18 protein-coding genes are annotated in these 25,749 nt (G+C 48.5%); 9 read left to right on the top strand and 9 right to left on the bottom strand.

All coding sequences use genetic code 11. The annotated features are described in order from the left end of the window. Nucleotides 1-58 precede the first annotated feature (58 nt). The 5 genes from D3H65_RS10870 to D3H65_RS10890 all read left to right on the top strand — a co-directional run bounded on the left by D3H65_RS10870 (nucleotide 59) and on the right by D3H65_RS10890 (nucleotide 5,375). Nucleotides 59-1,255 (top strand): MFS transporter, encoded by a 1,197-nt coding sequence (locus D3H65_RS10870; RefSeq protein WP_119050335.1) that lies wholly within the window; start codon nucleotides 59-61, stop codon nucleotides 1,253-1,255. A 32-nt stretch (nucleotides 1,256-1,287) separates the two neighbouring features. Beyond that, the gene (locus tag D3H65_RS10875) at nucleotides 1,288-2,187 is read left to right on the top strand and encodes a DMT family transporter (RefSeq protein WP_119050336.1); all 900 of its coding nucleotides are present in this window, start codon (nucleotides 1,288-1,290) and stop codon (nucleotides 2,185-2,187) included. Next, nucleotides 2,187-2,951: a sulfite exporter TauE/SafE family protein gene (locus D3H65_RS10880; RefSeq protein WP_119050337.1), complete on the top strand. Its 765-nt coding sequence runs from the start codon at nucleotides 2,187-2,189 to the stop codon at nucleotides 2,949-2,951. Before D3H65_RS10875 ends, D3H65_RS10880 begins: the two co-directional genes overlap by 1 nt. Before the next feature lie 177 nt (nucleotides 2,952-3,128). Continuing rightward, nucleotides 3,129-3,995, top strand: coding sequence for a hypothetical protein (locus D3H65_RS10885; protein WP_119050338.1), 867 nt, complete (start codon nucleotides 3,129-3,131; stop codon nucleotides 3,993-3,995). 90 nt (nucleotides 3,996-4,085) lie between these two features. Beyond that, on the top strand, nucleotides 4,086-5,375 hold the full coding sequence (locus D3H65_RS10890) for a bifunctional folylpolyglutamate synthase/dihydrofolate synthase (RefSeq protein WP_119050339.1): 1,290 nt from the start codon (nucleotides 4,086-4,088) through the stop codon (nucleotides 5,373-5,375). Here the strand turns inward: D3H65_RS10890 and D3H65_RS10895 are convergent. The 7 genes from D3H65_RS10895 to glgB all read right to left on the bottom strand — a co-directional run bounded on the left by D3H65_RS10895 (nucleotide 5,370) and on the right by glgB (nucleotide 12,785). After that, nucleotides 5,370-5,921: an NUDIX hydrolase gene (locus D3H65_RS10895; RefSeq protein WP_119050340.1), complete on the bottom strand. Its 552-nt coding sequence runs from the start codon at nucleotides 5,919-5,921 to the stop codon at nucleotides 5,370-5,372. The genes D3H65_RS10890 and D3H65_RS10895 overlap by 6 nt on opposite strands. A 137-nt stretch (nucleotides 5,922-6,058) precedes the next feature. Next, a complete protein-coding gene (locus tag D3H65_RS10900) occupies nucleotides 6,059-6,778 on the bottom strand; it encodes a (Fe-S)-binding protein (protein WP_119050341.1) in 720 nt (239 codons plus the stop codon). Between the two features lie 69 nt (nucleotides 6,779-6,847). Continuing rightward, a complete protein-coding gene (ribH, locus tag D3H65_RS10905; protein WP_119050342.1) occupies nucleotides 6,848-7,348 on the bottom strand; it encodes a 6,7-dimethyl-8-ribityllumazine synthase in 501 nt (166 codons plus the stop codon). 13 nt (nucleotides 7,349-7,361) lie between these two features. Then, a complete protein-coding gene (locus D3H65_RS10910) occupies nucleotides 7,362-8,078 on the bottom strand; it encodes a tetratricopeptide repeat protein (protein ID WP_119050343.1) in 717 nt (238 codons plus the stop codon). A 38-nt stretch (nucleotides 8,079-8,116) separates the two neighbouring features. After that, nucleotides 8,117-9,064, bottom strand: a complete 948-nt coding sequence (gene pdhA / locus D3H65_RS10915; RefSeq protein WP_211345721.1) for a pyruvate dehydrogenase (acetyl-transferring) E1 component subunit alpha — start codon at nucleotides 9,062-9,064, stop codon at nucleotides 8,117-8,119. 614 nt (nucleotides 9,065-9,678) lie between these two features. After that, nucleotides 9,679-10,719, bottom strand: coding sequence for a tetratricopeptide repeat protein (locus tag D3H65_RS10920; RefSeq protein WP_119050345.1), 1,041 nt, complete (start codon nucleotides 10,717-10,719; stop codon nucleotides 9,679-9,681). Nucleotides 10,720-10,835: 116 nt separating this feature from the next. Continuing rightward, nucleotides 10,836-12,785, bottom strand: coding sequence for a 1,4-alpha-glucan branching protein GlgB (glgB, locus tag D3H65_RS10925; RefSeq protein WP_245999723.1), 1,950 nt, complete (start codon nucleotides 12,783-12,785; stop codon nucleotides 10,836-10,838). 407 nt (nucleotides 12,786-13,192) lie between these two features. Here glgB and D3H65_RS10935 point away from each other — a divergent pair, with 407 nt between their 5' ends. Together D3H65_RS10935 and D3H65_RS10940 are read left to right on the top strand one after the other, a co-directional pair. Then, nucleotides 13,193-15,979: a TonB-dependent receptor gene (locus D3H65_RS10935; protein ID WP_119050348.1), complete on the top strand. Its 2,787-nt coding sequence runs from the start codon at nucleotides 13,193-13,195 to the stop codon at nucleotides 15,977-15,979. A 90-nt stretch (nucleotides 15,980-16,069) separates the two neighbouring features. Further along, nucleotides 16,070-16,807: a GLPGLI family protein gene (locus tag D3H65_RS10940; protein WP_162915550.1), complete on the top strand. Its 738-nt coding sequence runs from the start codon at nucleotides 16,070-16,072 to the stop codon at nucleotides 16,805-16,807. A 192-nt stretch (nucleotides 16,808-16,999) separates the two neighbouring features. On the opposite strand, the gene D3H65_RS10945 is transcribed toward D3H65_RS10940, so the two are convergent. Continuing rightward, nucleotides 17,000-18,922, bottom strand: coding sequence for a glycoside hydrolase family 13 protein (locus D3H65_RS10945; RefSeq protein WP_119050350.1), 1,923 nt, complete (start codon nucleotides 18,920-18,922; stop codon nucleotides 17,000-17,002). A gap of 19 nt (nucleotides 18,923-18,941) precedes the next feature. Continuing rightward, nucleotides 18,942-20,330, bottom strand: a complete 1,389-nt coding sequence (locus D3H65_RS10950) for an MFS transporter (RefSeq protein ID WP_119050351.1) — start codon at nucleotides 20,328-20,330, stop codon at nucleotides 18,942-18,944. Between the two features lie 178 nt (nucleotides 20,331-20,508). On the opposite strand from D3H65_RS10950, the gene D3H65_RS10955 reads away from it, so the two are divergent. Both D3H65_RS10955 and D3H65_RS10960 read left to right on the top strand, forming a co-directional pair. Beyond that, entirely contained in the window at nucleotides 20,509-23,856 is a 3,348-nt protein-coding gene (locus D3H65_RS10955; protein WP_119050352.1) for a WGR domain-containing protein, read from the top strand. Nucleotides 23,857-23,865: 9 nt separating this feature from the next. Continuing rightward, on the top strand, nucleotides 23,866-25,530 hold the full coding sequence (locus D3H65_RS10960) for an SWIM zinc finger family protein (RefSeq protein WP_119050353.1): 1,665 nt from the start codon (nucleotides 23,866-23,868) through the stop codon (nucleotides 25,528-25,530). Nucleotides 25,531-25,749: the final 219 nt, after the last annotated feature.

Raw genomic sequence — 25,749 nt, forward strand, 5'->3', positions numbered from 1 at the left:
ATACAAGTTTTAAATAATGCGGGCTTCTGGCCCGCATTGTCCTTTACAAATAGAACCGATGCAACCAACGTTAGCTTTAAGAGGCGAGCGGCCTGTTTATGTATTGCCATTGATCGTCATTGCCCAGTTTGCGGGCACCTCGCTCTGGTTTGCAGGTAATGCCATCTTAGCGGATATCCCGGCCCTGGCCAGCCACCCGGCAGCCATCGGACAGATGACCTCGGCAGTACAGATCGGCTTCATTGCAGGCACGCTGGTCTTTGCTTTACTATCTATCACGGACCGGTTTTCTCCCTCCAAAGTGTTCTTGCTTTGCTCTCTGTTGGGTGCAGCTATAAACCTGTGTACCATTTGGATTTCAGATAACTATGGAGCCATGTTGCTATTTCGCTTTATCATAGGTTTCCTGCTGGCAGGCATTTACCCGGTGGGGATGAAAATAGCAGCAGACTGGTTTGATACGGGCCTGGGAAAAGCATTGGGCTACCTGGTGGGAGCACTGGTTTTGGGTACGGGTTTCCCGCACCTGTTAAAGGGGTTTGCCTGGCATTTAAGCTGGCAGCAGGTCATCCTGTTTACTTCGGCTTTTGCTTTAACGGGTGGCTTACTGGTCATTCTTTTCATACCGGATGGCCCTTTTAAAAAGCAGGCCAACAGTTTTCGTCCGGCGCTGATCGGCCAGGCCTTCCACTCGAAGGAATTCAAGGCGGCAGCTTACGGATACTTTGGGCATATGTGGGAACTGTATACCCTTTGGGCTTTTGTGCCGGTGATGCTGGCGATGAATGCGGCCCGGAATGGGGCAATGCTTAATATCCCTTTGTGGTCGTTCTTTGTGATCGGCATTGGGGGTATCAGCTGTATGGTGGGAGGCGCTCTTTCGCAGAAGGTGGGCAGTGCCCGGGTAGCTTTTTACGCCTTGCTGGGTTCCGGCATCTGCGCAGCCACCTCTATCTTTTTTATCAACCTGCCACCAGCTGTATTCTTGCCCTTCCTACTAGTTTGGGGTATTACAGTGACGGCAGATTCGCCGCAGTTCTCCACTTTAACGGCATTGACGGCTCCCCCGGCCTATAAAGGAACAGCGGTTACGGCGGTCATATGCATGGGTTTTATCATTTCCATTATCAGCCTCCAGGTAGTGAGTTATCTTTTTAACCGGTTTCCGCAGGCGGCTGTTTTCCTGGCGCTGGCTCCCGGTCCGCTGCTGGGGGTGCTGGCATTCCGGCGGCTGGCCAATAAACAACAGGGTTAAAGGGAAAGGACTACTTTTGCGCAACGTTAACCATGACTATTTCCAAAAAGGAACTGTATATCGGGATCGGACTGGCTGTATTGGCTACCATCATCTGGTCGGGCAACTTTATCGTGGCCAGAGGGGTCATCAAACAGATCCCGCCGGTAGGCCTGGCTTTTTACCGATGGGTTACTGGCTCACTCATCATGCTGCCGCTGGCCTGGAACCGGTTCCGGGAAGAAAAGGCGATCCTGCTACAACATAAGGGTTACATTTTCTGGACAGCACTTACAGGTATTTCGCTCTTCAATACGCTGGTGTATGTAGCCGGCCATCATTCACCCGCTATTAACCTTGCGCTGATCGGCACGACCTCCTCTCCCGTTTTTGCGATCATACTGGCGGCCATCTTTCTAAAAGAACGGGTTCCGCTCATGCGTGTGTTGGGTCTGCTGCTTTGCCTGAGTGGTATCGTGTGGCTGCTGTCGCAAGGAAGCTGGGAGCGGTTGAAAGCCTTTCATTTCTCAGCCGGAGATGGCTGGATATTGCTGGGCGCCCTCTCTTTTGCGATCTACAATATCATGGTGCGCCGTAAACCTACGGGGATACATCCACTTAATTTTTTATTTACGGTATTCGCCACAGGAACATTGATAATCTTTCCTTTCTACCTGATTGAATTAACCCATACTAACCCTGTTGACTGGAGCATTAACCTGGTGCTGATCATCCTTTACCTGGGCGCCGGCGCTTCGGTGCTGGCCTTCCTGTGCTGGAATATGGCGATTGCCCGGCTGGGTGCTGCACGCACGGCTTTATTCGGCAACCTGATCCCTGTGTTCAGTATCCTGGAAGCGGTATTGATCCTGGATGAACAGATCACGATGGTGCATGTGCTGAGTGGGGCGCTGGTGATTGCGGGGGTGGTAATTGCTAATTTGAAACGATAATGACGACAGAACTCATATTGCTTTGCATAGCTGCTTTTCTGGCTGGTTTTATAGACGCCATTGTAGGCGGCGGGGGATTGATCCAAACCCCGGTAGGGCTGATCCTGTTGCCCCAATTTCCGGTGGCCACTGTGCTAGGCACGCTGAAGATCCCCGCTTTCTGCGGAACCAGCTTTGCGGCCATTCAATATGCCCGCACGGTAAAACTGGATTATAAGCGCCTGGGGGCTATGACGGCGATCGCCTTTTGTGCGGCATTTACGGGTTCCAAATTGCTGACGCTGGTGAGCAGCAGTTTTATGAAGCCGCTGTTGCTGGTGATCCTGGTGGCGGTAGCCATTTATACTTATTCCAAGAAGAACTTCGGGGCACATACGGAGAAAGGACATAGTGATCGTCAACAATGGTGGTATGCGGCGGGCATCAGCCTGGTGATCGGTTTTTATGATGGCTTTATTGGTCCCGGTGCAGGCAGCTTTCTCATCCTCGCTTTTGTAACACTGCTGGGATTTGATTTCCTGAAAGCGAGCGCGCATGCCAAATTTGTAAACCTGTCTACAAACCTTGGGTCGATCCTCTTTTTTGCCATCAGCGGCAAGATCATTTATGCGATTGCCTTACCCATGGCTGTTTGCAATGCCCTGGGCGGATTCTGTGGCGCCCGGCTGGCAATACTGAAGGGGAATGCTTTTATCCGTATCCTGTTTTTGGTGGTGGTATGTGGTACGATCCTGCGCTTTGCCTATGATATCTTTTTGAAGTAGGAGAAAAGCTACGAGCTGTGAGCTACGAGCTGCGAGCAGCATACAAGTTGAGCAGTAGATGAGGGAAGACCGGTCTTCATTTTAACAGTTTGCATACAGTTATACCCGCAATTAGCATATTCTTTGTAACGTTTTAGACCAAACATTGGTAAATTCGTATCATCGAATCCCTTGTATATGGAAGATAATTTTGAATCAAAGAAGAATGTGCAGGCAGGTGGTTATACCGCGCTGGTAGTTGGCCTGTTGCTGATAATCTTCTTTTTTGTGCGCTGGTCATTGCCTCCCTTACCAGAGCCTCCTGTAGAGGAAGGGCTGGAAGTAAATCTCGGCAGCAGTGATATGGGTATGGGTACGGATCAACCATTTGAACCCGGTCCCCCTGCGCCTGCAGAGCAACAGGCGTATACACCTCCCGCTCCTACTCCTGTTCATGAAGAGCCCGCCAAAGAAACGCCAGACGACAATGAACCGGACGCGCCGGTGATCAAGAAACCTACGATCACGAAACCGGAAGCCACCAAGACACCTGAAAAGGATGTGGTGAAAAGCAAACCGGTGAAGAGGCCTGTTGAAACACCTCCGGCTCCTGTGGTGGTAAGACCTAAAGCGGTATTCAAAGGGGTGAACGGAACAGGTACCGGCGGTAATGAAGCAGATACTTATAAGAAAGGTGGCAACCAGGGTGTGGCCGGCGGACAAGGTGACCAGGGCAGACCAGGTGGCAATCCCAATTCAGATAATTATACAGGTGGTGGAAAAGGCAGCGGCGGCGTAAGTATTTCAAGAGGTTTGCAGGGACGCCGTATTACGGGCACGCCTTCGTTCACAGATGAGTTCAATGAGAATGCCAAGGTATCTATAGACATCAAAGTAGATGAGACGGGCAAAGTAACTTCTGCCGTGTACCAGCCAAAGGGTTCCACGACTTCGGATGCCGGTATGATCGAGATTGCCAAGAGAAAAGCCTTCCAGGTGAAGTTCAGTGCAGGCAGCGATGAATCGGCCGGAACGATCCAGTTTAACTTTAAGTTAAGGAACTAATACGCAGTTTACTAATCCTTCGATATATGCAACGCCATGGTTTTGGAACCGTGGCGTTGCTTTTATAGCTTTGTTGTCCGAAAACGCACCATGAATTACGAAGAAACGCTCCATTACCTGTTTACACGTCTTCCTATGTTTAGCCGCATTGGCGCAGCTGCCTATAAAAAGGACCTGACGAACACGATACAACTTTGCGACTTCATAGGCAACCCCCAGCATCAATTCAAGACGATACATATTGCCGGTACGAATGGGAAGGGGTCTACCAGTCATATGCTGGCCTCAATCCTGCAAACAGCGGGTTACAAAACAGGATTGTACACCTCCCCTCACCTGCGCGACTTCCGGGAGCGCTTTCGTGTGGACGGGGCCATGATCGAGGAAGACTTTGTAGTGGATTTCACGCGTCGCATTGAACCAGCTATTGATCGTATAGAGCCATCATTCTTTGAGATCACGGTGGCTATGGCCTTTGACTACTTTGCCTGGAAAGGGGTGGATATTGCGGTGATAGAAACAGGACTGGGCGGCAGGCTCGATAGCACGAATGTGATCACGCCGGAGTTGTCGGTGATCACGAATATAGGATGGGATCATATGAACCTGCTGGGCAATACGCTGGAAGCAATAGCTTTTGAAAAAGCGGGGATCATCAAACCAGGGGTACCGGTTATTGTAGGGGAAACAGCGCCCGCTACGCGGAAAGTATTTGAAGATGTAGCTACCCAAAGGCAATCTCCCTTGTTCTTTGCGGATCAACTGCGGTATGTAGCAGACTGGAAATACGAACACCATGAACTACAAGTGCAGGTAGCGCGCAACGGGCATGATGAGCGCACACCCTACCGGCTGGACCTGCCGGGTTATTACCAGACCAAAAACCTGGTGACGGTGCTGGAAGCTGTCCACCAGCTACAGCAGCAGGGATGGCAGCTGCCACTGTCAACCGTGCAGGCTGCTTTGCATCAGGTGAAACCGCTGACGGGCCTGCATGGCCGGTGGGAACTTATTCATCGCCATCCTGCGGTAATGCTGGATGTGGGTCATAATGAAGACGGCATGCGGCAGATCATTTCGCAAATAGAATTGACGGATCACCAACACCTGCACCTGGTGATTGGCATGGTAAAAGATAAAGAAGTAGAAAAGGTTTTGCTGCAATTACCCAAAGAAGCCACGTATTATTTTACGAAGGCACCTATACCCAGGGCCTTGCCAGAAGATCAGCTGGCTGCGCAGGCCGCCGCGCATGGCTTGCAGGGGCACACCTATGCCGATGTCAATACGGCGCTGAAAGCAGCCTTGTATAATGCGCACAAAAATGATCTTATAGTGGTATGCGGCAGTGTGTTTATAGTGGGGGAAGTGATCTTATAGTTTTCCCAGCTTCTTAAGACCATAATAAATGGCTGTTACATGCATGCTCTGGATGATCTCATTATTGTCCAGCAGCAGCTTCAGTTCATCAATTGTACATAGCACCACTTCTATGTCTTCATTGTCATCCAGTGATTGTTCCTTGACCAGTTTGCCCCCGGTGGCCAGGAACATGTGCATGAGGTTGCTGTTGGTAGAGGGATTGGCACTGGTCTTGCCAAGGTATTCATATTTTGAGAAAGTGTACCCGGTTTCTTCGAGCAGTTCACGCGCAATGGCTTCTTCATAATTGGCATCGGTATCATCCACGCAGCCGCCGGGTATTTCGAGGTGGGTCTCCCCCAATCCCTGACGGTATTGTCTTTCGAGGATCACTTTACCATCTTCGGTTAATGCCAGGGCAGTGACCCAGGTAGGAAATTCATATACATAATAAGGGGTAACGATCTTGCCATCGGGACGTTCGCAGGTATCCTGCCGTACGGTGAACCAAAGGTCTTTGAATAAGTATTCCGATTTGAGGGTTTTCCATTTGAGGTCGCGCATAAAAGCTATTTCGGATTTAGAATTTCGGATTTAGGATTGCCGCCGATATTTATATAGGCTAATTAAATGCTACTTACTATTATTCATTGTTGCAGTCTATCTTCTCCAGGCTCCGATCTCACAGCTGCTTTCTCAATTTACCATCCACTGGCAAGAACATCGGCGATGTGCATGGTTTGAATAGGAAGGCCTTTGTGGCGTATGTAGCCATCGAGGTGCATGAGGCAGGAATGATCGGTAGAGATGATGCATTCTGCGCCGGTTTGCCGGGCATTGGTCACCTTCTGATCGGCCATTCCCATGGAGATGGGTTCAAATTTAACGGCAAAAGTGCCGCCAAAGCCGCAACAGGTTTCCACATCATTCATTTCTGTAAGCTCCAATCCTTTCACCCGGGCCAATAACGCCCTGGGCTCTGCCTTTATTTTACATTCGCGCAAGGCTGCACAGGAATCGTGATAGGTAGCTTTGGTATGTAAGGTGGCGCCGAGGTCTTCTACTTTCAACACATTTACCAGGAAATCGGCCAGTTCAAAGGTCCGCTTCTGCAGTTCCTTTACTTCGTTGTGGTGGGAAGAATTATCAAACAGTTTGGGATAGTAATTGCGTACAAAGCCAACGCAGGATGCACTGGGGGCCACTATATATTCAGAGCCACTGAAATCGTGGAGAAATTTGGTGCAAACCTCTTTGGCTTCGCGCTGAAACCCGGCATTAAAAGCCGGCTGGCCACAGCAGGTCTGCTCTGCATTGTAGGTGACTGTGCAGCCCGCTTTCTCCAGTACTTTCACCATATTGAAAGCTGTTTGCGGGTATAGCTGATCAATAAAACAAGGTATAAAAAGTTGTACGTTCATGCCTGGCCCCTGCCCCAGCCCTTCCCACCCCGGCCCCTAAAAGGGAGCCTGAGCACCGGGTATAAGGCTTTATTTTTTAAACGAGTTAGATAATGCGATCATCTTGATAGCGGTAATAGCGGCTTCTTCGCCTTTATGGCCATGTTTGCCGCCAATGCGCTCATCAGCCTGTTGTTGGTTATCTACGGTAAGTACGCCAAAAATGGTCGGTACGGGGAGGGTGAGGTTGAGTTGTACTACGCCCTGGGTTACGCCCTGGCATACGTAATCGAAGTGGGGGGTATCGCCACGCAATACGCAGCCCAGTGCTATGAAGGCGTCGGGACGGTCGTCTTTGTATTTACTGGCATCCCAGTAAGCTTTGATGCCAAAAGGGATCTCAAAGGCGCCGGGCACATTTACAATATGGATATGCCTGACCTGGTGTTGCTGCAAGATGCGCACGCAGCCTTTTTCCAGTTCATCTATAATGCCTGCATTCCATTCGGTACGCACAATAACGATGCAGGCATCCTTCGTGAGGATGCCTGCATTCATTTGTAATAATTTACTATTGCTTACTTCAGCCATAATTCAATGAAGGTTACTTTGTATCGCCCAGTTTGCCCAGGTACTTGTCGACATCCTGTCCGCCCTGCGCCTGTGGCATTACACTGCGGGGATATTTGGTCTTAATGTCGTTGAGCAGGGCGATCGCATCCTGTGTTTTACCAGCATCCTGCAACAGCAGGGCAGCGCGGAAGAGGTATTCAGGTGAGTTGATCTCATCTTCAGGCAGGGCAGTGCCGGCCTTCTTATAATAAGAGATCGCTTCTTCTTTTTTACCGAGTTCGGAATAAGCATCACCCAACAAACCATTGGCGCGCATATTGGCCACTACTTCATCGGAAGAGAAATCCTTCAGGTATTTAACGGCATTGTTGAAATCGCCCAGTTGGAGATAGCATGCACCTGCATAGAACTTAGCGCGGTTGCCGGTTTTGGTGCCACCATATTTAGAGATCACTTTGAGGAATCCCTGGTTGACACCGTCGCCGTTCAAAGCCAGTTTCACAGAGTCGGCCCTGAAATACTCTTCAGCTTTGAAGATGGCTTCGGCAGCTTTCAGTTCCTGGGGTGCTTTGTAGAAGTTATTATAAGCATAACCACCACCTACCAGCAGCAGAATAACTACCAGGCCAATAAGTATGTACTTGCTATTCTTACTCCAAAAATCCTGGGCACCTGCCACTACTCTTTCTTCAGAAGTCTTCTCTACAGGTACAGGTGCTTGCCCGGTTGGCTGATTCACAGTAGCCATGATGTTCGTTTGTTTTAATGTTGGTTTGTTTGGGTTATTTAGTCTACAATGAACGGATAGTTCTCATCCATTGCGACATCCTTGAGCACTTCATCATCGGAAGGCCAGGGAGATTCTTCAGCGAATTTCACAGAAGCCACCACTGTATCATTGACCCTTTTATCGATAGCTGCTATTTCGTCCTTGGTAGCAAATTTGTTCTTCAGGATGGTGGCCAATACCAGCTGAATGGGGTCACGCTGTTTGTATTCTTCCACTTCTTCCTTGGTGCGGTATTTCTGGGGATCAGAAATAGAGTGGCCTTTGTACCTGTAGGTTTTGATCTCCAGCAGGGTTGGCCCATCTCCTTCACGTGCTCTTTTCACGGCGCGGGAAATGGCTTCGTGAACGGCTTCTGCACTCATACCATCAACGGTGTCGCCGGGCATTTCATAGGCATCGGCCAGTTTATAAATATCCACTACATTACTGGTACGTTCTACAGAAGTACCCATGGCGTAGTTGTTGTTCTCACAAATGAATACAACAGGCAGTTTCCAGGTCATGGCCATGTTGAATGTTTCATGCAACATACCCTGACGGGCAGCACCATCACCAAAGAAAGTGAGGGCTACATTGTCGGTACCCTTGTATTTTTCAGCAAAGGCGAGTCCTGCACCGGTGCCAATTTGAGCACCAACGATGCCGTGACCACCAAAGAAATAAACGTCTTTACCAAAGAAGTGCATGGAACCACCTTTCCCCTTGGCTGCGCCGGTAGCTTTACCGTACAACTCGGCCATACAGGCATTGGGAGAAACGCCTTTTGCCAGGGCCAGGCCGTGGTCGCGGTAAGCGGTAACATAAGGATCTTCGAGGCGGGTAGCGGTCATACAACCGGCGGCAATGGCTTCCTGCCCGATATAGGCGTGGAAAAAGCCGCGGATCTTACCGTCCATTTTATACTTTTCTTCTGCCATGAGCTCAAACTGACGGATAAGCTGCATCAGTTCATACCAGTACAAATAAGTCTCTTTACTGAATTTGGTTGCGGCCACTATGCTTGATTTGAGGTTATCTGCCTAAAAATCATTTCCTCACCCCGGGTTCTGCCGGAAGGAAAAGGCGGGGGCAAAGATAAGGGGTTAGCGGGGATTTTTTATACAGAAGGGAAATTTAGATTTCGAGGGTTAACCGGTTGGAAAAGAAAGTCTCAGGGGCTGTTTCGGGTTCAGGGTTTCGGGTTTGGCGTTCCGGGTTTGGTGTTTCGGGTTTCGGGTTTGTGGTTCCTTGTTTATGTTTTTGGGGTCCTGGGACCTGGTTGGGGAGATATGCGTGGGGTGAAGAACCTTCCCGGAATGGGACGAAGTGCTGTAGGGGTAGTGTGGAATACGGAGCTGGAACGGATGATCTACGGATGGTATATGGAGGAGGGTCCCGGCAAAGTCTCGATAAGGTCTCGATAAGGTCTCGTTAAGGTCTCGATAAGGGTGTGCCGGGAGGCGTCAATCGGGGTCCGGGCGGACCGAGGCTGGTGGGAATTTGAAGGTGTGGATGGTACACATAAAGAAGGAATGCCCTGTTCCGGCATTCCTTACAATTTAAGTTATTTTGATGGGGATCACATACCTCCGGGCATCTTTTTTTCCTGGCGCAGGTCCTTCAAGGAAGGATCCATGGCAATGGCCTGGTTGCAGAGTTGTTCTCCTTTTTGCTTATCGCCTTTTTTCTGATAAGCCATGCCGATCATATAGAGGGCGTTGGCGTTCTTTTTGTCGATGACCAATAGCTGATCCCAGGTATCAATGGCTTCCTGGTATTTGGCACTGCGGTAATAAGCATCTCCTACATTATAAACCAGTTCGGCATCCTGGGGCCGGTGTTCCAAAACGGCCTTTAGCAGGGGCAGACCTTTATCGTATTGCTTGAGGTTGAGGTAAGCATTGGCCAGGTTTTCGAGGAACACATCGGTCCGTTTATATCCTTTGGCGCTGGCCATTTCAAACCACTCAACAGCTTTTTTGTCGTCGGGTATGGCATAGGCCACCATGCCGGCCTCAAACATCCAGTTGGCATTACCGGAATCGCGGGCGATGGCCTGCCGGTAGCACCCTTCGGCCCTTTTATAGTTGCTCATTTCCACGAAACAGCGGCCGGCGATATAGGGCACTTCGGCCTTGGTGGAATCATCGCGGTAGGCTTTTTCGCAATATTTGAGGGCTTCGCCAAAGTTGTCCAATTCGTAATAGCTTTTGGCTATGAAGAAGTTGAGGGACTTGCTGCCGATCTTCATTTGCTGCATTTTCTGGGCATATTTGATGGCATCGGCCCATTTGCGCACATTGACGGAGAGGGAAGCCAGGTTTTCAATGACCATGGGATTATTGGGCTCTTTGGCTTCGGCCTTTATGAACTTCTCGCGGGCCTCCATATAGCGGTTTTGGGCCATGAGCACATTGCCCCAACTGATGAGGTTGGGGGCATTATCGGGCGCAAACTGATCTGATTTAGAAAAAAGTTTTTCTGCTTCGCGGTAACGGCGGGCCTGCTCTTCCACCAGGCCTTTCTGGTTGTAAAAGGCGGCACTGTCGGCATTTTGGGCCACGCTACTAATGGACACACAGGTGCACAAGAAAAACCATACGAACGGGTACTTTCGCATAGAAAAAAGGATTTGAAAAGGTTTCGAGTGCCGGGTTTGGCGTTTCGGGTTCCTACCAGCGGTAAAATGCTAACAGGAATTGGGTTGGAATATGAAATCGAAACACCAACACAGAGCTATTTTAATACTACTATCCCCAACGGCGGCAAATGTAGATTTATTTCGTACCTGTTTTCCTTTTTATCCACAAGGGAGGTTAAAATTTCGGGGTTGTACACATCGCCGGTACCCCCGTATTGTTTCTTATCGCTGTTGAAGATCTCTTTCCAGGCGGGCTTACCTCCGGCGTACACCTTCCAGTCGCGGCGGACCACCGGGGTAAGGTTGAGGATGACCAGGAGGTCGTTGGCGGGATCTTTCCCTTTGCGGCGGTACACGATCACGCATTCGGGGCGGTGTGAGAGGTCGCCCCATTCGAAACCGGCAGTATCAAACTGGCACTCATATAAAGCAGGCTCCCTGCGCAGCAGCAGGTTGAGGTCGCGCACGCAATCTTTTAATCCGCTGTGGCTTTCATACTGCAAGAGGCCCCAGGGGAGTTCGGTTTTATAATTCCATTCGGAGGTGGACGCAAATTCGTTGCCCATGAAGAGCAGTTTGCCACCGGGGTGGGTAAACATATAGCCGTAAAGGGCCCGGAGGTTAGCAAATTTCTGCCAGTCATCGCCCGGCATTTTATAGATCATGGGGCTTTTACCGTGAACGACCTCATCATGACTAAGGGGCAGCATGAAGTTCTCGTCATAATAATACATCATGCTAAACGTAAACTTGTTCTGGTGATAGGGTCGCTCGATGGGATCGAGCTTAAAATAATCGAGGGTGTCGTGCATCCAGCCCATCATCCATTTCATTCCAAAGCCCAAACCGCCTGTATAAGTGGGCCGGGAGATGCCTGGCCAGTCGGTGGCTTCTTCGGCAATGGTTTGAACATCGGGGAAATCGCGGTAAATGGTCTCGTTGAGGTCTTTTATAAACGCAATGGCCTCAAGGTTGCCGTCGCCGCCAAATTCATTGGGTTCCCACTCCCCTTCTTCGCGTGAATAGTTGAGTTTGAGCATGGAGCTTACGGCGTCAACGCGCATGCCGTCGATATGAAATTTATCGAGCCAGAACCGGGCACTGCTGATCAGGAAGGATTTTACCTCGCCCCGTTTATAGTTGAAGATGTAGGAGTTCCAATCGGGATGAAAGCCTTTGCGCATGTCGGCATATTCGTAGGTATGGGTGCCATCGAACATGAAGAGGCCATGTGCATCGTAGGGGAAATGGGAAGGCACCCAGTCCATTATGACGCCTATACCTTCTTTGTGAAAGGCATCTACCAGGGCCATGAAGCCTTGTGGATCGCCGTAGCGTGAGGAGGGTGCAAAAAAGCCGGTACCCTGATAACCCCAGCTGCCGTCGAAGGGGTGTTCGGTGACTGGCATCAGTTCCACATGTGTAAACGCCATCTCTTTTACATATTTTACAAGCCGGTCGCTGAAGAACCCGTAGGTATTGTAGCGCTCCTCATCGTTGGGATCGGGGCGCATCCAGGATGCGAGGTGCACTTCGTAAACGCTCCAGGGGGCTTTGGTGCTGTTGTGGGCAGCACGCGTTTCCATCCACGACTGGTCGTTCCACTGATAGCCGAGGTCCCAGGTGATAGAAGCGGTATCGGGGCGTCGCTCCCAGAAATTGGCATAGGGATCACCCTTGTCCATTTTGCGGCCCCGGAAACCATGAATATGATATTTATATACTTCGCCTTTCGGCATCCAGGGGATAAAGCCTTCCCAGATACCGGAATTATCGAGGCGTACATAGAGTGGATGTGACTGGGTATTCCAGTCGTTGAAGTTGCCGGTTACGGAAACCCAGGTGGCATTGGGGGCCCATACGGCAAAATAAAATCCTTTTTTATCGAGCACCGTAATTTCACGGGAACCAAACAGCTCGTATAGCCGGTAATGGGTACCACGTTGAAAATTAGCCACGTCCTCTTCTGAGAACAATGAATAATTCCATACGGGACGGGTACTGTCTACAAAATGGATGTCCTCATACTTCTTCTCTTGTGCCACGCTTATATTTTTTTAGATCTTATTTATGGATTCTTTAACGAGATGCATCATACTATATCCGTTGAACCATGCGTTTGACCGGTGATCAATGAAAAATGTTAAAACGGTTTAAAAGCATTTAAAATAAGGACGATAATCCGGACTTTTGCGGCCTGTAATTAAAGGCCAACCAGATACCGGAAGTTCGTGAATATTTTTGATGAATTTCCAAACCCTCGGATTCTGACTTACGTCTTTGTTTATGAGCTTCGCCTGTTTGCAGATGTAGGTTCCGGGCTTGCAGATTTTGATTTGACTCAGGTGCTCCTGCATATAGTTTTACAATGGTTCAGCGTATAGAGATAATATTAAATTAACACTGATCAAAAAAAACTTGGCCAAATCACAATTAACCCAGCAAAGAACCGATGCAAAAACTAACGTTGATTCTCCTGATACTGCTTGTATCAGCCTCCTCCTTATTTGCTCAACAAGCTACTCTTAAAGGTACAGTAATTGACACCAGTGAAAAGAAAAATCTTACCAATAGTGTAGTAGCCTTACTTAGAAAATCAGACTCGGTACTGGTCACATTCGGACGAACTGATAAATCCGGTCAGTTTACCTTGTCCCGTTTTGTGCCTGGTAAATTTGTGTTGATGGTAACGCACCCGGCGTATGCAGATTACATGGATGAGGTGGAAGTGAAGGATGCTTCTCCTGTAAATCTCGGGAATATAGCCATGATCCTTAAATCGCAGTTGTTGCAGGAAGTGGTGGTATCGCATAAACTGGGCGCTATCCGGATCAAAGGAGACACGACAGAATACAAAGCAGATAGTTTTTATATGAAGGCGGGGTCTTCGGTAGAAGACCTGTTGAAAAAATTACCCGGCATACAGGTAGATAAGAATGGAAAGATCACAGCCCAGGGTGAAACGGTACAAAAGGTGTTGGTGGACGGGGAGGAATTTTTTAGTGATGACCCTACGATTGCTACGCGCGGCCTGTTGTCGGACGCGGTAGATAAAGTACAGGTATTTGATAAGAAAAGTGATCAGGCCACTTTTACGGGTGTAGATGACGGGCAAAAGACGAAAACGATTGACCTGAAATTAAAGGAAGATAAGAAAAAAGGTTACTTCGGTAAACTGGAACTGGGCAGCAATGGCGATAAATACTGGAATAACAGCGGCATGCTGAATGCCTTTAAGGCCAAACGCAAGTTCTCGGCCTTCGGGATCATGTCCAGCACGGGTAAAACGGGTCTCGACTGGCGGGAAAGCATGAACTATGGCGGTACAGGCAATGGTATGGACATGGGCATGAGTGATGATGGCGGCATGTATATCACCATGAGCGGCGGCGATGATTTTGACGGTGGATCTTATTGGGGTGAAGGTTTTCCGAAAGGATGGAGCGCCGGTGTCCACTACTCCAATAAATGGAATGGGGACAGGCTGCACCTGAATGGCAATTACAAATACAACAAATTAAATACGGAAGCAGCCGGCCGTAACACCAGTAAGTATATCCTTCCGGACACGTTGTATTATATCAATGAATTTGGCAATAACTACAGCACCAAAGAAAGACACCGGGTAGATGGGATGTATGAAGTACAGATAGACTCATCTTCTTCTCTCAAGATCACTGCAGGTGGTTCTACGGGCAAATCCAACAGCTTCAACGTAACGAAGACAGACTGGCTGGATGAAAATGGTAATCCTGTGCGTAAGATCGACCAGCGCACCAGTTCTATCGGCGAGAATAAAGCCTTCAACTCTACCCTCCTCTACCGGAAGAAATTCAAGAAGCAGGGCAGAACTATCTCGGTGACCTTCAACCAGGATTATAAGGAAAACGAATCACAAGGTTTCCTGTATGCTGATAATGAGTACTTCGACAGCAATGGCGCCAGTACGCATAAGTTGATTGACCAGAAAAAGATCAACGATAATATTACCTCTCTGGTGAATGGAAAGGTATCTTATACGGAACCGCTTTCCAAAAGGGCATTGCTGGAGTTCAACTACAGCATGAGCAATAATCACCGTCAATCGCGCAGGACGGCTTTGGAAAAAACAGACCCGGGCAGTCCAAAATACGAGGACGTTGTGGATTCGCTGAGTAATGACTATGCCTTCAATGTATTCAACAATGCTGCGGGCATCAACTATCGCTATGCCAAGCCCAAGCGCATTTCTTTTGGTTTTGGCGCCAATGTATCGCGTGCCGACTTTACACGCAAAGACCTGAAGTCTGACAAAGAGGTAAAATACAGCTTCACCAATTTCTTCCCTTCGGCCAATATTACCTGGACGCTTGGTTCGAATGGCAGCTTACGTTTCAATTACAATGGTAATACACAGGCTCCCTCGATCGACCAGATCCAACCGGTGGCAGACAATAGTGACCAATCGAATATTAAGCTCGGTAATCCTGACCTGAAGCAAGCATTCCGTCAACGCTTCAATATCTCGTACAACAATTACAAGATCCTGTCGGAAAGTGGCATTTATGCCAGTATGAGCTTCTCTACGGTTCAGAACGATTTCAGTTCTATGACCACGATCAAGAATGGCACACGTATAACGCAGCCGGTAAATGTGAATGGCAATTATAATGGGAACGCCTGGATCGATTACAGCAGAAAGATCAAAAAGCTGGACGTGAGTGTAGGGCCCAACCTGAACTTCAACGTAAGCCGCAATGTTAACTTTATTGATGGATTGGAGAATACCAATACCAACTACAGTGTTGGCTTTGGCTTCAATATCTGGAAACAAAAAGAGAAAAAATACACGCTGAGCATCAGGCCGGATTTCAGGTACAATTATGCCAAGTCATCGCTGCGCCCGGATGTTGTGACCAAATACTGGACACAGGACCATGACGTGGATATGAGTGTGACACTGCCCTGGAAACTGGAGATTGGCAGTGATGTGAATTTCAGTATCCGTCAGAAAACCGATGCTTTCGACAAAAACAACAATGCGATTCGCTGGAATGCACGGATCGAAAGAAAGATACTGAAGAATGATGCCGGCCGGATACGGTTTGCCGCGTTCGACTTGCTGGACCAGAATATTGGTTTTAACCGGAGCATCAACAGCAACTTTATCAACGAGCGGACGTATGATACCTTCCGCCGGTACTTTATGGCTACTTTGATCTGGAATTTCAACAAGAATGGCAAACCAATGGGTTGGTAGGAAAGTCCGAAAGACAGGAAGTCCGAAAGTCCGGAAGCGAAGAAGATGAGAACAGTATTTTAATATCCATCACGACTACAAATGAATTATATGCAAACAAGATCAATATTATATATGCTTCTGCTGCTGGTATGCGCTACAGCATCGCAGGCGCAGCAGTTCATTACGCACGGGAAGATAGAATTTGAAAGAAAAGTAAATCAGCATTCCTTTCTCGAAGAGGGCAGCATCTGGAATGACATGATGAAAAAGAATACACCCAAATTCCATACGGCCTACTATGACCTGTATTTTAAAAACGGGATATCCTTATACAAAGCGGGCCGGGAACCGGAAGTACGTCAAAATAAGGTGTGGAGTGTGTTCATAGCAGAAAATACGATCCAAACGAATATAGACAGCAGCACCTCTATTACGCTGAAGGATATTCAGAATGACCTATACCTGCTTACGGATTCGCTGCGGAAAGTAGACTGGAAAATTGGCAGTGAAATACGCAAGATTGCGGGCTTTGATTGCCGCAAAGCGGTAGGCAAGATCATGGATTCGATCATCGTGATCGCCTTCTATTCTGATGAGATCATGCCTTCGGGTGGTCCGGAATCATTCGGTGGTTTGCCCGGTATGATCCTGGGACTTGCCATTCCCCGCATGCATACTACCTGGTATGCTACCAAGCTGGAACTGATCGATATTACAGATAAGGATCTGCAAGCGCCTAAAAAAGGTAAGAAGTATACTAATACAGCTTTCCAGACGCAGTTGAAGGATATTATGAAGAACTGGGGTGATGAAGGGAAAAGGTTGATACCACAGATATTGTTGTAGGGAGGACCAGCTGCGAGCTATGAGCTTCGAGCTGCGATCCCTGAGCTTAACTAAAGAGGTGACACTTTTAAGAAGGTGTCACCTCTTTGATTTTGATATACCCTTAGATGCAAGGGTAGCCCCTACGGGGCAAAATACATTTATTAACGATCGATTGCTACAAAGCGGTAGCCCCGATGGGGCATGAATCTCTCAATTCAATTCCAAGACCAATTGGGTTTTGGCTGGGACTTTCATTTTGTCTTTTATAGTAGCAGTTTGCCCGGTAATGATGTCTTTTGCTTTGGTAAAGCCTTTTAATCGTTGTTCAAAGCGGGCGGTTGTAAACTCGATTTCCTTATCGCCAGGGTTCATGATGCACATCACTGTTTGGCGGGCATCGTACCGGAAGTAAACATATACACCATCTTCGGGTACATACTGCATCATTTTACCGGTTTTGATGGCAGATGATTGCTTACGGAATTGGGCCAGGGTGCGGGTATAATTGAACAGGCTATCTTCGCTGGCTGTACGACCTGCCACAGTAAATTTATTGGCACTGTCACCAGCCCATCCACCCGGGAAATCCAATCGCACCAAACCATCGGGGTCAGCAAAGTTTTTCATCTTTATTTCGGTACCATAATAGAGCTGCGGTACGCCCCGGAATGTAAGCAGCCAGGCCAGTCCTATCTTTAGCTTTTGAACATCCTCCCCCACTACAGACAGGAAACGGCTAAGATCGTGGTTATCTAAAAAGATTACCTGCTTCATGGGGTCTTTGTACACGAAATCATTGGAAGCGGTGAGGTATAAGCGGTTCACCCCTTCAGTCCAGCCAAAGCGCTGGTTGAGGGCAGGCACTATGCCGTACAGGTTCATCTGGAAATCGGTAACCGCAGGCAGGTTGCTTTTGAAAGGCAGCTGGTATACATTTTCGGTAAAATAGCTTTGATTGGGAACGCCATGCACCCAGGTTTCGCCAAAAATATGCAACTGGGGGTATTCATCCAGCAGGGCCTTGTTGCAACGATTCATGAATGGCAGGTCATTGTATGCATAAGTGTCGATACGCCATCCATCCAGGCCAAACTCTTCAGTACACCAGATGGCATGCTGAATGAGGAAATTGGCCACATAAGGATTGTGCTGGTTGAGATCGGGCATAGAAGGCACAAACCAGCCATCGCTCATTTTCTTTTTGTCAATGGCGGCGGCATAAGGGTCCATCAATACCTGGTCTTTGTAAGTGGTATTGGTATAGGTGGACCAGAAGTGGAACCAGGAACTATCGGGCAGGTCACGAAACAGGAAATGTTCAATGCCTACATGGTTGTACACGGCATCCTGGATGAGCTTCATGCCTCTTTTGTGCAGGGCATTGGACAAGGAATGATAAGCAGGGGCACCGCCGAGGCGTGGTTCGATGGTATAATGATCGGTGGCTGCATATCCATGTTCTGTACGTTGGGGCATATCATTCTGCAAAACAGGGTTTAGCCAAAGAGCAGTAACGCCCAGATCCTGCAGGTAGTCCAGGTGGTTTTCTATTCCTTTGAGGTCGCCTCCATGACGGTCGAATATCTTTTCGCGGTTGAGGCTTTGATCTTTCATGCCGGCCACGCGATCATTGGAAGGGTCGCCATTACTGAATCGGTCGGGCATGATGAGGTAGATGAGGTCTTCGCTGGTAATGCCTTTTATTCTTGTTTTACCATTCTCTTTGCTGCGGGCCTTTAGTTCATAGTTAATGGTGTAAGACTCATTGAGCGCAGGATTGGCAATACGTATGTTCTTACTACCGGGGTGGGCATTGGCTGCTATTTCCACATCAATAAAAAGATAGTGGTTATTGGCAGGCTTGTAGTATTTCAATATCCTGACATCGGTACTGTTGGAAACGACTGCTGTTTTGGAAGTGGTCAACCCCGAAGGTTTGTGTACCATCAACTGCAGCTTGCGGTTTTTCATACCGGTCCACCAATGGGTGGGATAAACCTTTAGATCGCTTTGAGAAAAAGCTAGTTGTGCAGAAAGTAAAATGGAGAGCAGTATGAAGAAGCTGCGAGCAATAAGCTTCGAGCGACGAGCTGCGAGCCGCGAGCTGTGAATGAAACAATGAGCAAATGACATTTTATACAAGTGATTTTATCTACAATAGGTCTTCTTTCATTTTATCTTTTACGATCAGGGCGCATACAAAGCCGGCGGATATAAGCAGGATACCTCCAATCTGTACGGCCAGCAGCCGGTCGTTGTGCAGGTAGTTTTCCATGATCTTACCAAAGAACAGGGAAGCAATGATCTCGGGCAACACGATAAAGAAATTGAAGATGCCCATGTAGATACCAATTTTATTTTCGGGCAGGTGACCTGCCAGCATGGAATAAGGCATGGACAGGATGGAGGCCCAGGCAATACCTACCATACTCATGGAGAGATACAGCATCGAAGGATCGGTGATATAGTTGACGGAGATAAGCCCTACCCCACCAATGAGCAAACAAAAGGTATGGGTCATCTTGCGGCCAAACTTGCCCACCCAGAAAGGAAGGGAAAAAGAGAATAAACAAGTTACCAGATTGAGCACGGCCGAGGTAGCGCCGGCATGTTCAACGCCCTGGGTAAACAGGTCGCGCACACCTGCATCTGTAGCTGTGGCATCTCCTTTAAAAATATCCCTGGCCACGCCGGTAGAATAATAAAACCACATCAGGAACAAACCAGGCCAGGTTAGGAATTGTACCAGGGCCAGCCTTTTCATTTGTTGTGGCATATGGGTAATGGAATGCCAGATCTCTTTTACAGCACCATTGAAACCGGTACCATGTTGTGCATTGAGCTTTTGCTTCCAGTTGGGATCACGGGGAGGATATTCCCTGCTGCGCAATACGGTATACAGCACGGCTCCCAAAAACATAATGCCGCCGATATAGAAGGACCACATGATGTTTTGTGGAATGCCGCCGCCTACTTTGTCGCGGCTAATGCCAAGCCATTCCCATTTTACCAGGTAAGAAGGCAGGAAACCGGCGATAAAAGCGGCTGCGCCGATAAACATACTTTGCATGGCATAGCCAAATGCCCGCTGTTTATCATTGAGATTATCGGCCACAAAAGCGCGGAAAGGCTCCATACTGATATTGATACAGGAATCGAGTATCCAGAGGGTGCCGGCCGCAATCCATACGGTGGGTGAATTGGGCATGACGAACAAGGCCAGGGAACTGAGGATGGCCCCGATGAGGAAGTAAGGACGCCGCCTGCCCCAGCGGGGATGCCAGGTCCTGTCGCTCAGGTAACCAATAATGGGTTGAACAAGGAGGCCAGTCATGGGAGCGGCCAGCCAAAGGCCGGGAATGGCTTCGGGTTTTGCGCCCAGGTATTCATAAATGGCGCTCATATTGTTCATCTGGAGGGTCCAGCCAAACTGGATACCAAAGAACCCGAAACACATATTCCATATTTGCCAGAAATTGACGCTGGGTTTGACCTGAATGGCTTTTTCGGTCTCCAATGTAAGGGGGGTAATAGGCTCCATAGCAATCGTTGTTTTGTGTTAAGCGGTGGAAAGATAGTAAGTTATTGTGTAAATAATACACAATTGATAAACTGCGGGGGCGAAAAGTTGAAAAGGAAGTGGCTTAAAGAATACTCAATATACGAAAAACACATCCGTTTTTTATCTACCTTCCCTTTCCCTAATTCGTAGTTACTCCATGCGCCTGATCAAACAAACTGTTCTCTATTTTAAAGAAGGAAACGCGGATAAAGTTTATGAAATTGACCTGTGCGATACAGGCAACGATCAATACGTAGTGAACTTCCGTTATGGACGCAGGGGCTCCACACTAAAGGAAGGCAGTAAAACGCCGGTGCCGGTATCGCTGCAGGCAGCTGAAAAGATCTTTGATGCGGTAGCAGCGGAGAAAATGAACAAAGGGTATACGAGTTCTGAAAGCGGGCAAACTCCTGCACCCAGGGCCAGCACGTTTTCTCTTCCTGCCTACACAGGACCAGGTACTGATTGGATGTCGCTGCCTGCCGGTAGGACCAAGAGCATTCTCAAACGATTGCAGCAAGCCGCAGAAGGAAAAACAGCGCCTAAGCGAACTCCCTGGAAGATCAGCCGGGTGATCTGGAAAGCAGGGGAATACAAGATCAAGGAAGCTGTACCTTTTATCATTCAACTATTTGGAAAGGGTGATACGCTGCATCAATACAGCTGTACCTGGGCATTGGTCCGCTGTGGCCATGAAACAGGTATCGAAACGTTGCAGGCCATTTACAAAGACCACCCTTCTCCCCTGGTGAGCCGCATTGCCGGGGCCGGATTAATGACGATGCTTTCCGGTACGCTGCTTGAACAACATGGGGCCAACTATCTACGGACCCTGCCTGCAGGCGTTAAAGCCGCCATTGAAGCCAACCAGGCGACCGGATTGGAGGACCTATTGACGGATAAAATAACGCAACAGCAATCGCAATACAGCTGGCTGGAAAGTATCTATATCCTTTCTTTGGATAAACGATGGATACGTCCGTTTGTCAAACGTTTATTGTTGCAGGCTCCTTTTCATCCCAATTACTTTCAACATATCCGGACTATTTATAAGCTGGCGGAATTGCTCGATGATTTTGAATTCACGGGCATGTTGGCCTGCCGTCTTGAACGTGAGCAGGAAATGTTTGAACACCATGTTCCTGTCAACTCGAAAGATCAGAAGATATACCTGCCGGCGGTAGATGAATACATCAATCCGCGAAAGGAACTGCTCAAAAAGAACAGCCGGCTGGCCTATTCGCAAAAAACACGTTGGTATTTGCATCGCCGCGTACGTCGGCGCCTGGCCATGCTGGGTAATACGGAGAATACAGATTATGTAAAACTGGCAACAGGGATATTGATTGGTTATAACAGGAAACTGGATTTTCGGGAAGCCTGGGCCAAGCATGACAGCATCTGGAGTGGCGGGCGTTATACTACTGTGGAAACGCATTATCCCCAAAATGCAACGGCAGTATTGATGCACCAGCTATTGAGCGGCGACCATCCTGGCCTGGAGTTGGAGGGCGGTGTTTTGTGGCGCCTGCGATCTGAAGTGGAAACACGCTTTGCTGCACAACGTGCTGCTACAGCCAACAACGGCGGTGGCGGCATTTTGAAAAAGCTACTCGGTCTGTTCAATAAAAAGAAGGATACGAATACACCTTTACCAGCCGCGGTACCGGCGGCAGTGGCACCGAGTGGACAATCAACAGCCAATGAGAACGGTACGCCTTACCTGCATTTGTGGAATAAACTGCCACAATCTTTCGTCCAATTATTGGTGGATGCCGAAATGGATGAAGTGCATGAGTTTGCTGAAGGCGCTTTAACCATCCACCCGAGTTATAGCGAGATCAAAGAAAAACTCGATACACCGGTTTATAAGCGTTTGTTGTTATCGCCCTTCCCTATTCCGGCAACATTTGGCTATAAGCTGGTAACAGAAAAATATGCTACGCTGCTACCGCCCTGGGAGCTGGTCATTGCCCTACTCAATTCGCAGCATGTGCCGGCCAGGGAAAAAGGGATGGAATGGACTTTGAGCAATCAACCGGCTTACTTCCTGCAAAGTGATTTCATTAAAGACCTGTTGTTTGTGCAGCATGGGGAAATCAGGCAATGGGCCAGGAATCTGATCGGCCAAAGTCATATCAATAGTGAACTGAGAAAAGCGGTTGCAGGTAAGGCTATAGCAGAGATGATGACCGCCACGGCGATCGATGAAAATACAGAAGGCAGGATACATGGCGCCGGAGATGGCTTATTGGCATTATTTGGCCCTGAGTTGCAGGAAATACCGCTTACGATGATCGCCGATCTGCTGTTGCACAGGTATCCACCGGTCTTGTTGTTTGGATTGAAATTGCTAAAGGCCAATCAACGATATGTGAATCCCGGTACCCTGAGCAAATCATTGTTAATAGGGTTGTTGCAACACGATTATGCACCGGTTCGTGAAGCTGGTGTTTCTCTGTTGGCGGATATAGATATTTCGGTTTTATTGAAGTACCAGGATGAAATGATCGCGGCCTGTGTATCGGTCTATCAAAACGTACGGCAAGGCATGGCGCCTGTAATGGCCCGCCTGGCACAGCAGGATAAAACAGTTGGGGACAAAGCGGCCGCGCTATTGATGCCTTACCTGTTGCGGAAAGAAACCAGTGAAGGGCTGCATGAAGATGTGAGCAGGTTATTGTGCCAGGAATTGAGCGGACACCTGCAAAACGCCAATAAAGAAACAGCGCTCAATTTATTATACGGCAACTACGCTGCTGCGCAGAATGTAGGGGTAGTGATCCTGGAAAAATATACGCATCCGGATCAATTGACGATGCCACAGGTAATAGCATTGGGAGGGCATGAAAACCTTACGGTGCGGAGCTGGAGCTGGCAATTTTACGGGCAACAATCAGCACGTATACGGTATGAAAAAGAAGTGGCCATCAAGCTACTGGAAAGCAAGTGGCAGGATACGCGGCAGTTTGCCATGCAGTATTTCAGGGAGCAGTTTGTAGCGGCCGACTGGTCGCCCGAAATATTGATCGCACTGGCCGATTCAGTGAAGCCTGATGTGGAAGCATTTGGCCGGGAGCTGATCACGAAATTCTTTGACGGTGAACATGGCCTGCAATACCTTTTGCAACTGAGCCAGCATCCCAGCGAAAAAATGCAGCTGTTTGCTACGAACTACCTGGAACGGTTTGCCAGTGACGATGTAGCCAGGATAGAGTCGCTGGAATTTTATTTCCGTTCGGTATTGACGCGTGTAAACAAGGGCCGGATCGCCAAGAACCGGATCTATCAATTCCTATTGACTGAAGGACGGAAATCAGAAGAGGCAGCTAAAACAGTCTGTACCATCTTGTCGGATATTTCGGCCACAGGAGCGATTGGCGATAAAGCAACATGTATCGACGTGTTGTTGCAACTGAGATCGTTGTATGAAGTGGAAACCCCTTTACAGGTGAAACCTGTAGAGACAAGGATGGCATCGAACAATATCAATACCTTATTATAAACAGTCAGCATGTTATTCAATTATCGCTTTGCAGGCAATAGTACGGTGACCAGTACTTCGCATATGACGGGGCTGTCCTTTGCGCCGGATACCTTGCGCGAGAGTGCCTGGTTTGTGGGTAAGCTGCATAAGAAGCTGGCTTTCCGGGAGGCTATCTCGGCCTTACATGATGTAGTGATCAGTGATCTCCGGTTCAAGCCCAAAGACAAAACGGCTTATAAGGAATGGGTAGCGCAAAACGAAACGATGTTCCTGGCGGCTTTTATGGCTGAATACGATGCGCAGGCAGCTACCAACCGGATGGCGGAGATCAATGCGGAGCTGGCAGCCATCAGGCAGAAAAAAGACAGTATACTCTCTCCCTTTTATAAGTCAAGGCAAAAATATTTCAACTATCTCTACCAAAAGGACAGGGAGGCCTGGTACGTGCTGGATCCGGTGATCACGATCCACCCTGATGAATTGTTCTTTGAATGCTTCAGTGAGGATGAATCTACTTATGGCAAGCTGGGGTGTAATTACAATGTATTTAAGGAGGTGAATGATTATAAATGCGGCACCACGAATGTGGATTATTCTACGGGGCTGTATGAAGAATTTCAGAAGATACGGGATTATAAAGAAACGGAGTTGAAGGTAGACCCCAGTGGATTTACGGTGCAAACCAGCCAGGAAGAATCTTACAAAGAAGTAAAGATTGATCTGCCGGATAGCTGGGTACGGGGCTTTTTACAGGTAAGCAGTGCGATGACGCTGCCCACGATCCAGGTAGAGCTGCATCCGATGGATATATACGGCATCTGCCTGTTGCTGCGTCGCTTTAGAGAGAAAAGGGGTCCCCGCTCGCTGCGTTATATATTGGAACCTGGTCATCCGGTCAAGATCGTTCTTGAGCCCTGGGGTAAGGAGATCATTTGCGCCCGCAGCATCTATACGGGGGCGGTAAAACAGGAAATAAGGACCTGGGGCAGAAGAAGGCTGCTGATACTGGAAAGGCTGATACCGGTAGCCAAAAAGTTTACGGTGCATTTATTAGGAACAGGCTTGCCGGCCTTTTATATAGCAGACCTGGGTGATATGAACTTTACGCTGGGGCTTAGTGGATGGACCAGCAATGACTGGAGCCATGCCGGTAATTTTGACCTGCTGGCGCCACGGCTTGCGGTAGATGACGCCATCAAACAACAGGTATATGCTGCCTTGCAAAAAGAATGGCTGGGCACCTCGGCGCAAATCGCCCAGCAACTTAATATAGAACAGGCAAAAGTATCGGGAGCCTTAAGTGCTTATACGCAAGCAGGCCGGGTAATCTATGATCTGAACAGGGAAGTGTACCGGCTGCGGGAACTGAGCCGGGAGCCTTTGCCTTTTGAGCAATTGCGCTTTGACAACCCCAGGGAAGAGTTGGCTGCGCAACTGGTAAGTACGCAGGAGATAAAGGTGACGGCGAATGCATTGCCTGACAACTGCCTGCAACTTACAGGCTCGGTAAAGAGCGCCCGCAAAAACTTTAACCCGAAACTGGTGATCGATGGCGACGAGAAAATAAAAGCGGCAGATTGCACCTGCAGCTATTATATAGAAAATAAATTATACAAAGGTCCCTGTGAGCATATGCTGGCGATACGCCAGGCATTCAATAAAACGAGGATAGCCGGAACGGGGCTGAAATAATAAGGGGCAGCACATTAGAATTTAAAAACAGGAACCTATATTTGTTAACCGCTTTTTGTGTTCTTTGACAGAGGGAAAAAAGATATGCACCTTGCTTCCGAAAGGAAAGGGCGATGTTTCGTCGTCCATGCAACATGAATATTTCATGCATCACCAAATATAATCTTTACTATGGCATACACACTACCGGTCAACTATATCAGTGCCGGCACTGTGTGC

Source organism: Paraflavitalea soli (genome assembly GCF_003555545.1).
GTDB lineage: Bacteria > Bacteroidota > Bacteroidia > Chitinophagales > Chitinophagaceae > Paraflavitalea > Paraflavitalea soli.